The sequence below is a fragment of the Cedecea sp. P7760 genome (genome assembly GCF_013386425.1).
GTDB lineage: Bacteria > Pseudomonadota > Gammaproteobacteria > Enterobacterales > Enterobacteriaceae > Cedecea > Cedecea selenatireducens.
In genome coordinates this window covers 128,293-140,723 of sequence record NZ_JACARU010000015.1, presented here as the reverse complement: position 1 = coordinate 140,723, position 12,431 = coordinate 128,293, and the positions used below count along the sequence as shown (strand labels likewise).

General features: G+C 57.2%; 12 protein-coding genes. 4 read left to right on the top strand and 8 right to left on the bottom strand.

Annotation, left to right across the window (positions count from 1 at the left end; all coding sequences use genetic code 11):
• Positions 1-114: 114 nt before the first annotated feature.
• A complete protein-coding gene (locus HX778_RS06190; RefSeq protein ID WP_038483156.1) occupies positions 115-624 on the top strand; it encodes a GNAT family N-acetyltransferase in 510 nt (169 codons plus the stop codon).
• A 20-nt stretch (positions 625-644) separates the two neighbouring features.
• On the opposite strand, the gene HX778_RS06185 is transcribed toward HX778_RS06190, so the two are convergent.
• The 8 genes from HX778_RS06185 to rraB all read right to left on the bottom strand — a co-directional run bounded on the left by HX778_RS06185 (position 645) and on the right by rraB (position 8,371).
• Entirely contained in the window at positions 645-1,097 is a 453-nt protein-coding gene (locus HX778_RS06185; RefSeq protein WP_038478642.1) for a DUF1198 domain-containing protein, read from the bottom strand.
• Between the two features lie 156 nt (positions 1,098-1,253).
• Positions 1,254-2,645 (bottom strand): hexose-6-phosphate:phosphate antiporter, encoded by a 1,392-nt coding sequence (gene uhpT, locus HX778_RS06180; protein WP_038478639.1) that lies wholly within the window; start codon positions 2,643-2,645, stop codon positions 1,254-1,256.
• Between the two features lie 138 nt (positions 2,646-2,783).
• Entirely contained in the window at positions 2,784-4,112 is a 1,329-nt protein-coding gene (locus HX778_RS06175; RefSeq protein WP_038478635.1) for an MFS transporter, read from the bottom strand.
• 9 nt (positions 4,113-4,121) lie between these two features.
• Complete coding sequence (uhpB, locus tag HX778_RS06170; RefSeq protein WP_176981526.1) at positions 4,122-5,624, bottom strand: signal transduction histidine-protein kinase/phosphatase UhpB; 1,503 nt, start codon at positions 5,622-5,624, stop codon at positions 4,122-4,124.
• The gene (uhpA, locus tag HX778_RS06165; RefSeq protein WP_038483153.1) at positions 5,624-6,214 is read right to left on the bottom strand and encodes a transcriptional regulator UhpA; all 591 of its coding nucleotides are present in this window, start codon (positions 6,212-6,214) and stop codon (positions 5,624-5,626) included. Before uhpA ends, uhpB begins: the two co-directional genes overlap by 1 nt.
• Positions 6,215-6,306: 92 nt before the next feature.
• Positions 6,307-7,122 carry a hypothetical protein gene (locus tag HX778_RS06160; protein WP_038478629.1) on the bottom strand — a complete coding sequence of 272 codons (816 nt, stop codon included), beginning with the start codon at positions 7,120-7,122 and terminating at the stop codon, positions 6,307-6,309.
• Between the two features lie 11 nt (positions 7,123-7,133).
• Positions 7,134-7,895, bottom strand: coding sequence for a tRNA isopentenyl-2-thiomethyl-A-37 hydroxylase MiaE (locus HX778_RS06155; RefSeq protein WP_176981525.1), 762 nt, complete (start codon positions 7,893-7,895; stop codon positions 7,134-7,136).
• 47 nt (positions 7,896-7,942) lie between these two features.
• A complete protein-coding gene (gene rraB / locus HX778_RS06150; protein ID WP_038478623.1) occupies positions 7,943-8,371 on the bottom strand; it encodes a ribonuclease E inhibitor RraB in 429 nt (142 codons plus the stop codon).
• A gap of 163 nt (positions 8,372-8,534) precedes the next feature.
• Between rraB and argF the strand changes: the two genes are divergently transcribed.
• The 3 genes from argF to HX778_RS06135 all read left to right on the top strand — a co-directional run bounded on the left by argF (position 8,535) and on the right by HX778_RS06135 (position 12,338).
• Positions 8,535-9,539: an ornithine carbamoyltransferase gene (gene argF / locus HX778_RS06145; protein WP_176981524.1), complete on the top strand. Its 1,005-nt coding sequence runs from the start codon at positions 8,535-8,537 to the stop codon at positions 9,537-9,539.
• 650 nt (positions 9,540-10,189) lie between these two features.
• Positions 10,190-11,410 (top strand): arginine deiminase, encoded by a 1,221-nt coding sequence (gene arcA / locus HX778_RS06140; RefSeq protein ID WP_038478617.1) that lies wholly within the window; start codon positions 10,190-10,192, stop codon positions 11,408-11,410.
• 13 nt (positions 11,411-11,423) lie between these two features.
• On the top strand, positions 11,424-12,338 hold the full coding sequence (locus HX778_RS06135; RefSeq protein ID WP_176981523.1) for a carbamate kinase: 915 nt from the start codon (positions 11,424-11,426) through the stop codon (positions 12,336-12,338).
• Positions 12,339-12,431: the final 93 nt, after the last annotated feature.

The following is a 12,431-nucleotide window of genomic DNA, read 5'->3' as shown; positions in this document are numbered from 1 at the left end:
CACTGCATAATCCGCCCTGCACTTCGGTGTGGGGCGTTTTTTATCCAGCTTGCACCCTCCGTAATGAAGTGCTATTAACTCCTTTTATCCTTCCCTAAGCCTATGAGTCGCATGATGAACACCACTGCTCCGGTTGATATGAAGCTCCAGCTGCGCCGGATTACTGCCGAAGATAATTCGGCGATCGCCCGGGTTATTCGACAGGTATCGGCCGAATACGGCCTGACCGCCGATAAAGGCTATACCGTCGCGGACCCTAACCTTGATGAGCTGTACCAGCTCTACAGCCAGCCAGGCCATGCGTACTGGGTGGTGGAAATTAATGGCGAAGTGGTGGGCGGTGGCGGCGTGGCGCCGTTATCGTGTAGCGAGCCGGACATTTGTGAACTGCAGAAGATGTATTTCCTGCCGGTGGTTCGCGGCAAAGGCCTGGCGAAAAAGCTGGCGCTACAGGCGCTGGATCACGCCCGTGCCCAGGGCTTTAAGCGCTGTTATCTGGAAACCACGGCGTTCCTGAAAGAGGCCGTTGGTTTATATGAACACCTTGGCTTCGAGCATATTCCTGCCCCGCTCGGCTGCACCGGCCACGTGGATTGCGAAGTCACGATGCTCAAAGCGCTGTGATCACAGCGCAAAAACGAGTCTCAGTGCAGCCAGTGGACGCCATCTTCAGGCTGGAAGTAGCCGTTATAGCGCATCTGAAAAGCGCTAATATCTGACTTATCCGGCTCCATTTCACGTAAAAAGCCCAGCGCCAGGCGAACCTGAGCGTCGGTTATCGGCGTGGCAAGCCGGGCCTTTTGCAGCCTCCGGTACCACTGCTGGAGATTTTGATCGCTGCCGTCCACAATCACCATCTGCCAGACAAGCAGCACCTGAGCGGCATTTTGCAGATGAGACTCGTCCGGGCGGTGTAGATACTGCAAAAACGCGTCGCCCTGCGCTTTCCCCATCTGATCGATCATCGACTCAACCGGCACCACATCGATCCCCAGCCGCTCACTCAGCCGGCGGATCGCCCGTCGGGAGTCAGAGGTGAGTACCCGAAAGCCGACAACAAACACCACACATAGCGTGGCCAACATAATCCAAATCATAAAGTTAGATACCCGGCAGCTTGACGACAATTTGCTAGCAATGAATGCCGGGCAGTATAGCGCAATCACTTTTCTCCGTAATGCCTCTCGCCGGGGTTAACCGCAGGCATAAAAAAGCCCGGCGTTATGCCGGGCTGGAAGCGTTCACCAGGACGCTTAGGCTATCTTCAGCTGCTGGATTTTTTTCTCACGGCGAATTTTACGCTCTTCAAAAATCGCCACGATGGCCATCAGCACAATACAGCCGATTGCGGCAGCATCGAGCGCGGCAAAGGTGCCCGCCCAGCCGGTCAGGCCGAAAATCGGCGTGCCGTCGGCAATCATCCCCAGGCCCAGCTTGGCAAAGCTGTCGCCAATCAGGTAAGCGAAGGTGCCCTTGATGCCGTCTGCTGCACCGATGGCTTTCTTAGGTACGAAGCCCACGGCGGCCACGCCAATCAGCAGCTGCGGCCCGAAGACCAGGAAACCAAGCGCGAACAGCGACGCCAGGTAAACGTACTGGTTGCTCGCATGCTGATACACGCCCAGCGTAGCAATGATCAATGCCAGCGCCACGCAGGCCACCAGCGCACGGCGGCCGTTGGCGAGGTCAGACAACCAGCCCCACAGCAGGGTGCCAACCAGCGCGCCCACTTCAAACAGGGTGAAGCCCTGAATCGCCACTTCTTTGGAGAGCTTCAGCTCCTGGAAGGCGTACACGGTGGACCACTGGTCGATGCCGATGCGCACCACGTACAGGAAGATGTTGGAGAAGCACAGCAGCCAGATCACTTTGTTTTTCAGCACATACTCAACAAAGATCTGCCATTTGGTCATCGAGTTATCTTCGGCTTCTTTATCTTCTTCGCTGACCTCTTCGCCAAACAGCTCTTCGGCGGTGCCGAGACCGTAAGACTCCGGGGAGTCGCTGCCGTAGCGCAGGGCAATAAAGCCAACAATCAGCGCGATAACGGACGGGAAGATAAACATCCCGATGACGTGGCCGTCAAACAGGTAGTTCGCGCCAAACAGGGCCACACCGGCCGCGCCTGCGCCGCCGAGGTTGTGGGAGATGTTCCACATACCCAGGTAGCTGCCGCGCTTGCGGCGTGGCGTCCATTTGGTGATGGTCGAATAGCTGCACGACCCGCCGGTGCTCTGGAAGAAGCCGCTCAGCGCGTAGAAGGCGATCATCAGGAACAGGCTAACCGAACCCGCGCCCATGCTGGCGCTGAAGCCGAGCATACAGATGGCGGAAAGGATCAGCATAAACGGCAGGAACTGCTTGGTGTTCTTCCCGTCCGCATAATACGAAACCAGCGTTTTGCCCACGCCGTAGGTGATGGAGAAGCCAAGGCCGATCATCCCCAGCTGCGTCATGCTCAGCCCGTAGGTGGAGATCATGTCGTTCTGGGCGATGTTAAAGTTTTTGCGGATCAGGTACATCGTCAGGTAGCCAATAAACACCACCAGATACGACTGCATAAACGGTTTGAACCACATTTTGCGCCGCACTTCGAGCGGCAGATCCAGGGTGGGCTTGCGCACCTGGTTTAGAAAGGCCAGCATGGATGACTCCTGATATGAATACCTGCTTAATGGCAGGCATTGTAAAAATCAGCGAGCAAACTGGCCTGAGACAGCATCCAGGCCGAACCGGGAATATTTCTTAGTTTTGCCCTTCTTGGGGCAAAAGGGTGAGATGCATCACGCTTCGCTGGCGGCGCGCGGCGCCTGGGCGTTTAAAAACGGCAGCAGCAGCAAAGCCGATATCCCGGCGGCTATCGCGATCACCGCGAAGAAGCCGTTCCAGTGCCAGATGTCGATCACCCGCGCCAGCGGCCAGCCGGAAAGCGATGCCCCCAGGTAGGCAAACAGCCCGACAAACCCCGTGGCCGCCCCCGCCGCCTCTTTGTGCGAGCACTCGGCCGCCGCCATGCCAATCAACATCTGCGGGCCAAAGACGAAGAAGCCGGTGGTAAAGAAGCAGGCCGCCTGCATCACGTAGCTGGCAAAAGGCATCAGCCACAGCGAGCCAACGGAAAGCAGAATCCCGGCGGCGAAGATCAGGTTCATCGGCCCGCGATTGCCGTTGAACAGTTTGTCCGAACCCCAGCCCGCCACCAGCGCGCCGATAAATCCGCCCAGCTCAAACATCGTCACCGCCGAGTTGGCGGTAACCAGCCCGACGCCGAGCGTCTCCGACATATAAAGATTGCCCCAGTCGTTGATAGCCGCCCTCACCACGTACACCAGCACGTAGCACAGGGACAGCAGCCAGATATAAGGGTTAACCAACACATACTTGTAGAGGATTTCTTTGCGCGTCAGCCCTGCACCTTCCTGCTGCTGGGCGATTTCCAGCTCGTCATGCTGCCAGTCGCCGACCGCCGGTAAGCCCACGGTTTGCGGCCTGTCGCGCAGCCGCCAGCACAGAAACAGCCCGGCGATAATCGCCAGCCCGCCGGCAATCATCATCCCGACGCGCCAGCCGTACTGTAACGCCGCTGCGCCCATGATGATGGGGATTAACGCCCCGCCCACGTTGTGCGCCGTGTTCCATACCGCCCACCAGCCGCCGCGCTCGCTGCGGGAATACCACGCCGTCAGCAGGCGGGCGCAGACCGGCGACCCCCAGCCCTGGAAAAAGGCGTTCAGCGCCCACAGCAGCGCAAACGCCCAAAGCGAGGTCGAGAAGCCAAACAGGATATTCACGATGCCGGTGGCTATCAGCCCGATGCCCATAAAGTAACGGGCATTGGAGAAGTCGCTGACGATCCCGGAGAAGAACTTCGACAGGCCGTAGGTGATGTAAAACAGCGTCGCCAGCAGGCCGATATCGGTGCGCTCCATCACGCCGGTGGCGAGGATTTCCGGCGCGGCGGCGTTAAAGCTTTTGCGGGTAAAGTAAAACAGCGCGTAGCCTAGCCAGATAGTTATCAGGATATGACGGCGCCAGTAGCGGTAGCGGGCATCAATCTCACTTTTGTCGCTAAGCGGCGCGACGCTGGGCGGTACTTTTAAAAAACTGAACATGCTTGCCCCTTAGAGATAGCGCAATGGCAGGCTTACGCTGACGCGCGTGCCGTGAGTGCAGGAAATCGCGAACGTTCCGCCCAGCGCCGTGACGCGTTCGCGCATCCCGGTAAGCCCAAAGCCCTGCTGCCCGGACCCCGGCGGCAAACCGCTGCCGTCATCTTCAATCACCAGCATCAGCCGCTCTGCCTGCTGCCAGCCCTGCAGGGTTACCGCGCTGGCGCTGGCGTGCTTCACAATGTTGTTGAGCCCTTCCTGACAAACGCGGAACAGCGTCACGCGCTGCCCTTCGCTAAGCAGGGGCTCATCGATTTGCCAGTCGATATGGCCGACGATGCCGCGGCTTTCGAGCTCCATTTCACGCATCAGGGAGCGTACGGCCTGCTCAAGGGACAAATCATCCAGCTGGCGCGGACGCAAGCGCCCCAGCAGGCGACGAACCGAGTCATAAACGCCAAGCGAAAGCTGTTCGATATGCGCCCCGCTGCGCTTCACGCCTTCGTTTTCCGGCGCCTGACGCTGGACAATACCGGCCTGGGTGCGAATCGCCGTGATCGTCTGCCCGATATCGTCGTGCAGCTCGCGCGCCACTTCCCGCCGTACGCTCTCTTCGGTTTCCAGCAGGCGTTCGGCCAGGCGGCGATTCCGCGCCAGCTCCGTTTGCAGAGACTGGTTAAGCTCGCGCAGACGCTGGATCCCCGCGCCGAGCAACAGCCCGGTCAGGCTTTGTGCCAGCAGCGACAGCAGCAGATCCACCGGATGATCGTGCCAGGTCTGGCTGGCTATCAGCGCAATGGCGTTCATCAGGGTAGCAATCAGCGCCCCCTGCCAGCCGTAGTGCCAGGCGAGGGCGATAATCGGCAGCGCGAGGCAGAACGGCGTAAAACGGGAAAGTTCGGCGGGCAAACCCAGCTGTAGCCAGAGGCTGACGGCAAACAGCAGCAAATACCAAATCAGGTGACGCCCGCGCCAGTTGACCGGCTGGGAAACCAGCGCCGGACCGAGAGGCTGCCAGACGGTGCTGGTCAGATAGTGCCAGAGCACCAGGCAGGTCGGCGCCAGCGTTAAGCCACCGGTCAGCGTCAGCAATAGCGCATTGAGGGATTCTTGCCCCTGGCCCAGCCAAGGTAGCGACTGGAGCAGCGCGGCGGCGATAAGCGCCGCACCTTGCCGCAGCAGGGTGCGCCAGTCACGCTGATGGCGATAGCGGGAAATCAGCGCCACCGGCACGACGGTGAGCACCCCTCCCAGCATCAACAGCGGCAGATGGGCCAGGGCCACTTCCTGCGCGAGCCAGGCCAGCATCAGCCATTCTGCACCCAGCAGAACCGGCCAGTAGCCGCGCGGGCATTGCAGCATCAGCCCTAAACGCAGCCCAAAGGGAAACAGCAGCACCGCCAGCTCGGGCCTTTCCACCAGATGCAGGCTAATGCTCCACAGGCAAAACCAGCCGGCGGAGAAGATAAAGAAACTGGCGATAACGGCGATCAGCCGGGAGAGGAAAGTCCGCATTACCAACCGTCAAACAGACGTCGCGCCAGCGCCACATCGTTGCTGACGTCGAGCTTTTCCATCAGGTTGGCGCGGTGCACATGCACGGTCTTCGGCGACAGCCCCAGCTCGGTAGCAATCTCTTTAACCGCCATGCCCTGCGCCAGCTTTTCCGCGACCTGCCGCTCGCGCTTCGTCAGCGGATCCTGCCGCCCGGCCGCCAGCTTCATGGCGATATCCGGCGTCAGGTAGCAGCCGCCCGTCGCCACGGTGCGCACGGCAGCAATCAGTTCGTCCGGGCTGCAGCGTTTGGATAAAAAGCCGCGCGCCCCGGCGTTCAGCGCCTGCTCCACCAGCGCCGGGCTGTCGTGCACCGACAGCATGATGATCGCCATCCCTTTCGGCAGTTGGCTAAGCAACTCCAGCCCGGAAATATCCGGCATCGAGATATCGCAGATGCAGACCTGCACGCCGTGCCCCGGCAATCCCGCCAGCGCCTCGCGCCCTGAACCAAACTCGGCCACAACCTGAAAATCAGCCTCGAGCCCAAGAAGTTGGGCAAAGCCGGAGCGGACGATAAGGTGGTCGTCGATAAGGGCAATGGCGGTCATGATGCTTTCCAGGAAGGTAAAAAAACGCGCATACCTTAGCGATAAGCGCGTGACTGTTCAAGTCTTAAGCGATTTTGAGGCTGCGCAGCGGGCTACTCCAGCGCAACCGACAGGCGGATAATCCCGGCCGCACGGGCCGGAGGAAGCTGCAGCACGTTGCGCCACAGTTCCTGCACCTGATTACAGACCAGCCCCTCTTTGCCCACCGCTTTGTGCGGCTCGGACATCAGCTGCAGATCGCTGCCGTAGCGCTTCGTCAATTGCCGTACGATAGGCTGAATGTCCTGCCGTGCCTGTTCGCGTTCGGCGTCGGTGACGCTGTGTTTGTCCGGGCCGTAGGCGGAGCGCATCATCGCCGCATCCACCTGCATACGGCGCATCGTCACGTCGCGAGGCAAGATTTTCGGGGAGTTGATCCCGCCCTTCACGCCCGGGAACAGGAAGCGGAAACAGGCGTCATCGCTGGACTTCTGCACCATCGCCGTTTGCTGCATGTTCACCTGCATAAACGCCACCACGTTGTCATCCGTCGCGCTTTGCAGACGCTTCGTCTCCACGGCGAGGATTTGCGGCTGGATGGTGTCGATAACCTCCTGCTCGGTTTTCCCCTGCCGGTGCATCTCCACCGCCTGCTGGCGAATAGACATCCACAGCGCGGGCTCCTGTTCCTTCAGCACCTGGTAAACCGGCATCCGGGCCATAGCATCGTCAAGTTCGGCCAGTTCCTGCCCGGATCTGTCGCGTGGAATCAGATATTTTACGTCAAGGATGTTCCACGCCATGATGGCGACCAGCGCAATGACCACCGCGCCCACTTTGCCGACCCAGCCCTTCTTTCGAAATATCGCCACCACTGCGGCGATCGCGGCGCCGACATAGCCTGCAATAATGACGTGGGTCCAGTTCATGGTTCATCCTTCTAGTCTGCGGGCACGCCGCTGTGAAAACGAAACTCGTCGTCGTGGCTTTGGATTAGTTCAGCCTCGACGCGGCCAAAAAAGCGAACGCGTTCGCTGATATCGCCCCCGGCAATCTGTTCTGCCAGCGTTAAATAATCCTGATAATGCCGAGCTTCGGAACGCAGCAGCGACAGGTAAAAACGCTGTAATTCATCGTCCAGGTGCGGCGCCAGCGCGGCAAATCGTTCACAAGACCGCGCTTCAATGTAAGCCCCGCAGATAAGCTTATCGACCAACATCAGCGGTTCATGAGTGCGGGTTTCACTCAGTAAACCTTTAGCGTAGCGGCTGGCGGTGATTTTGGCGTACGGGATGTTACGGGCAATCATGATTTCCCGCACCTGCCAAAAATGGTGCAGCTCTTCTTTGATCAGCAATACCATGCTGTCGATAAGCTGCTGCCCCCAGCCGTGCTTCGTTTTCGGCATGATGCTTTTGTTCAGGCCTTTATGAAGCGCCAGAAAATCGGGTTCTTCACCGTCGCGAAAAGCAAAAGCCTCATAGGGCTGCAGCCAGGCCAGCAGCGCCTGCGAACCTTCTTTATCGGCAACGTATTTACGGATGAACAGCATCGCGGTTTGCGCGGCTTTCAGTTCGCAAATCATATGATCGGTTAACAGCAGGGGCAGATTTTCCGGGCGACGGGCTTTTTGAATCCACGCTTCGGGCGTTGGGCACAGCAGGAATTGGTTTATCGGGGAGAGGAGTTGCTGGTAGTCCATGAGGTATCCTGAAGCGCAGCGGCCGAACGCCGCTGCACCGCTTACTTTTAGTGACGCACGCCGTCGTCGTCTTCGTCCTGATATTCGTCGCCTTCTTCGCCTTCCTCACCCTCTTCGCCGTTCGGGTCTTCGAAGTAGGTGCCCCAGCCGTCGTATTCCACGCCGAATTTCTCTGCCAGATTCAGCAGCTGTTCAACCTGGGCACCGATCAGTTCAGCGTTCAGCGCGCATTCGCTCAGAATGTCGCAGCAGATGACGGTATCGCCTTCTTCAACTTCCAGCTCTTCCGGGTCGGTGACTTCATAACCCAGCTTGAAAGCTTCAACGGCGGCTTTCTCCAGCGTTTCGAAATCATCCGCAGAAAGGTGGTGTTCGATGGTGTACAACGCGTCCGGATCGCTACCGTCGTCCAGCAGTTCTTCAATGATTAAACGTGTTTCTTCGCGCTGTTCTTCCAGCTGTTCTGGATTTGCCATGGCCCTTTCCTCAAATGTGTAGGCAGATACTCTCATTTTCACACACGCCGGGGTTTGCCTCCACCTTTCACGGCAAAGTTTTAACTCGCGGGGTTGCAATTGAATATTCATACATATAAATTGAATTTTAATTCAATAAAGACTTGTGCCACGCGAGGAAAAAATGAGTCACTTCTATCAGAAAAATTTTCTTAAGCTGCTCGATTTTACCCCTGCTCAACTTAACGAATTACTGGTCCTTTCCGCCAGGCTGAAAAGCGATAAGAAAAAAGGAAATGAGATTCAGCAGCTTACTGGTAAGAATATTGCGCTCATCTTCGAAAAAGATTCGACTCGTACTCGCTGCTCTTTCGAAGTTGCCGCTTACGACCAGGGCGCGCGCGTCACTTACCTCGGCCCAAGCGGCAGCCAGATTGGGCATAAAGAATCAATTAAGGATACGGCACGCGTGCTGGGCCGTATTTATGACGGCATTCAGTATCGCGGCTATGGTCAGGATATCGTCGAAACCCTCGCCAGCTATGCGGGCGTGCCGGTGTGGAACGGGCTGACCAACGAGTATCACCCTACGCAGCTGCTGGCAGATTTGCTCACCATGCAGGAACAGTTGCCGGGCAAAAACCTGAATGAGATGACGCTGGCGTACGCCGGGGACGCGCGCAACAACATGGGTAACTCCATGCTTGAGGCCGCCGCGCTGACCGGCCTTGATCTGCGCCTTGTGGCGCCGAAAGCCTGCTGGCCGGACGAAAAACTCGTTGCCGAATGCCGGGCCATGGCCGAAAAAACCGGTGGGAAAATCACTCTAACCGAAGACGTTGCCGCGGGCGTTAAGGGCGCGGACTTCATCTATACCGACGTTTGGGTCTCTATGGGCGAAGCCAAAGAGAAGTGGGCCGAGCGTATCGCCCTGCTGCGTCCTTACCAGGTTAACAGCACCATGCTGGCGTTAACCGGCAATCCGCAGGTCAAATTCATGCACTGTCTGCCGGCGTTTCACGATGATCAAACCACGCTGGGCAAGCAAATGGCGCTGGAGTTTGACCTGCACGGCGGCATGGAGGTTACCGACGAAGTCTTTGAGTCTTCCCACAGCGTCGTATTCGACCAGGCTGAAAATCGGATGCACACCATCAAGGCCGTTATGGTCGCCACGCTGGCAAAATAGTTTTTTCGCTCCCAGGGCTTATCCTGGCCCCTCGGCGGCTTTCCCGTCCGAGGGGTTTTCTTTTCCTCCGCATGTTTATTACTAAAGATGTTGCGTGTCTGGTGCATCACCCGCGTTTTTTATGCACAAAAAAGGCATAACCTCATACACCGTCAGTTTGAACACACCGCCAACACCTTGTTTTATCGTAAGTAATAAGAAAAAACTCTTCCCGCTCACAGTTTCCATTCACTGCATTCATGTCAGATTGAAAATAACTATTGTTCTATTTTCTTCCCTGCACGGCATTAAACAAAATCCACAATGAATAACCATTCAAACTGAGAATAAATAACATTAATAATCAATGCATTAAGAAATTCCTGTTTTCGCATAAAATCACAACCCTTTAACACTCAGAAATAATCAAAACCCCTTCAGCGAGTAATTATGCATTTATCACCACCCGTATAATTGCTATTTCCTGACACCCATCAATTAATAACAAGACAAATAAAAACAGCCTTGAACACGTGATAAACCTCACATTAAATGGTTGTGAAGAAATTAAGATACGCCACGAAGACAACTTAACGGGTTATTAAAATCGCGACGCAATATTCATTGCGCCACAGGCACTTTTATCTCCAGATTAATGCAAAGGAATAGTCATGGACAAACATTATGTCGGTTCCGAAATAGGTCAATTACGTAGCGTGATGCTGCATCGCCCAAACCTCAGCCTGAAAAGACTTACCCCTTCAAACTGTCAGGAATTATTATTTGACGACGTGCTGTCGGTTGAACGTGCCGGTGAAGAACATGATGTGTTCGCCAACACCCTGCGCGGCGAAGGCGTCGAGGTTCTGCTGCTCACCGACCTGCTGACGCAGACGCTGGACGTCAGCGATGCCAAGGCCTGGCTGCTGAACACGCAGGTTTCAGACTACCGTCTGGGGCCGGCTTTCGCCTCCGATGTGCGCGGCTGGCTGGCCGATATGCCACATCGTGAACTGGCGCGCCGCCTTTCTGGTGGGCTGACCTACGGAGAAATCCCAACACACATAAAAAATATGGTGGTGGATACTCACGCCGCGACCGATTTTATTATGAAGCCACTGCCAAATCATTTATTTACCCGCGATACATCCTGCTGGATTTATAACGGCGTCTCTATTAATCCAATGGCGAAAGCGGCTCGCCAACGTGAAACCAATAATTTAAGAGCAATTTATCGCTGGCATCCGGCATTTACCGACGGAAAATTCATTAAATATTACGGCGATGAAAATATTAATTACGACCATGCCACGCTGGAAGGCGGAGACGTATTAGTCATTGGCCGCGGTGCGGTATTAATTGGCATGTCCGAACGCACCACGCCTCAGGGCATAGAGTTCCTCGCTGAATCATTATTCAAACACCAGCAGGCAACCCGCGTAATTGCCGTCGAGCTGCCGAAACACCGCTCCTGCATGCACCTCGACACCGTCATGACCCATCTCGATATCGACACCTTCTCCGTTTACCCGGAAGTCGTCCGCAAAGACGTGCAGTGCTGGACCTTAACCCCTGACGGCCACGGCGGCATCAAACGCCACCAGGAAACCAGCCTGGTAAACGCCATCGAAAAAGCGCTGGGTATCGATCAGGTCAAGCTCATCACCACCGGCGGCGACGCCTTTGAAGCCGAACGTGAGCAGTGGAACGACGCCAACAACGTGCTGACCGTTCGCCCCGGCGTCGTTATCGGCTACGAACGCAACATCTGGACCAACGAGAAATACGACAAAGCCGGGATCACCGTTCTGCCGATTCCTGGCGATGAACTGGGGCGCGGGCGCGGCGGCGCACGCTGCATGAGCTGCCCGCTGGACCGCGACGGAATTTAAGGGAGCAAAGCATATGGAACTAAAACCCACGCTGGTTGTGGCGCTCGGCGGGAATGCTCTGCTGAAACGCGGAGAACCGCTGGAAGCCGACCTGCAGCGCAAAAACATCGAGCTGGCGGCGAAAACTATCGCCCGGCTCACCAGCGACTGGCGCGTTGTGCTGGTGCACGGCAATGGCCCGCAGGTTGGCCTGCTTGCCCTGCAAAACAGCGCCTACCAAAACGTGAGCCCTTATCCGCTGGACGTTCTTGGCGCAGAGAGCCAGGGAATGATCGGCTACATGTTGCAGCAGGCGCTGAAAAATCATCTGCCTGACCGTGAAGTCAGCGTGCTGCTGACGCAGGTTGAAGTGGATCCGCAGGACCCGGCCTTCAGCAATCCGACCAAGTATATCGGCCCGGTGTACAGCAAGGAGCAGGCGGATGAGCTGGTGCGTGACAAAGGCTGGTCGGTAAAAGCTGACGGGCAGTATTTCCGCCGCGTGGTGCCGTCACCGCAGCCCAAACGCATCGTCGAGAGCGATGCCATTACGGCTCTGATTCAGCGTGACCATCTGGTCATTTGCAACGGCGGCGGCGGAGTGCCGGTGGTGGAGAAAGCCGACGGCTACCACGGGATTGAAGCGGTCATTGATAAGGACCTTTCCGCCGCGCTGCTGGCCCGCCAGATAGAGGCCGACGCCCTGCTGATCCTGACCGACGCCGACGCGGTTTACCTCAACTGGGGCACGCCGGCGCAGCGCCCGCTCACCAGCGTGACACCGACTGAGCTGGAAGGGATGAGCTTTGACGCCGGATCGATGGGCCCCAAAGTGGCCGCCTGCAGCCGCTTTGTCGCCAGCTGCCACGGCATCGCCGGGATTGGCGCGCTGGAAGATGGCCCGGCGATTCTGGCCGGTGAGAAAGGCACGCTTATTCGGGGGCGGTGAAAACCCCTCACCCTAACCCTCTCCCCCGAGGGGAGAGGGGATAAAACAGAGTCGCCTGCACTTCCCCCCTCTCCCTTTTAGGGCGAGGGGATA

Excerpts from the sequence above, each read along its gene's own strand:
- HX778_RS06190 (WP_038483156.1), top strand. The coding sequence starts at position 115 with ATGAACACCACTGCTCCGGTTGATATGAAGCTCCAGCTGCGCCGGATT.
- HX778_RS06185 (WP_038478642.1), bottom strand. The coding sequence starts at position 1,097 with ATGATTTGGATTATGTTGGCCACGCTATGTGTGGTGTTTGTTGTCGGC.
- uhpT (WP_038478639.1), bottom strand. The coding sequence starts at position 2,645 with ATGCTGGCCTTTCTAAACCAGGTGCGCAAGCCCACCCTGGATCTGCCG.
- HX778_RS06175 (WP_038478635.1), bottom strand. The coding sequence starts at position 4,112 with ATGTTCAGTTTTTTAAAAGTACCGCCCAGCGTCGCGCCGCTTAGCGAC.
- uhpB (WP_176981526.1), bottom strand. The coding sequence starts at position 5,624 with ATGCGGACTTTCCTCTCCCGGCTGATCGCCGTTATCGCCAGTTTCTTT.
- uhpA (WP_038483153.1), bottom strand. The coding sequence starts at position 6,214 with ATGACCGCCATTGCCCTTATCGACGACCACCTTATCGTCCGCTCCGGC.
- HX778_RS06160 (WP_038478629.1), bottom strand. The coding sequence starts at position 7,122 with ATGAACTGGACCCACGTCATTATTGCAGGCTATGTCGGCGCCGCGATC.
- HX778_RS06155 (WP_176981525.1), bottom strand. The coding sequence starts at position 7,895 with ATGGACTACCAGCAACTCCTCTCCCCGATAAACCAATTCCTGCTGTGC.
- rraB (WP_038478623.1), bottom strand. The coding sequence starts at position 8,371 with ATGGCAAATCCAGAACAGCTGGAAGAACAGCGCGAAGAAACACGTTTA.
- argF (WP_176981524.1), top strand. The coding sequence starts at position 8,535 with ATGAGTCACTTCTATCAGAAAAATTTTCTTAAGCTGCTCGATTTTACC.
- arcA (WP_038478617.1), top strand. The coding sequence starts at position 10,190 with ATGGACAAACATTATGTCGGTTCCGAAATAGGTCAATTACGTAGCGTG.
- HX778_RS06135 (WP_176981523.1), top strand. The coding sequence starts at position 11,424 with ATGGAACTAAAACCCACGCTGGTTGTGGCGCTCGGCGGGAATGCTCTG.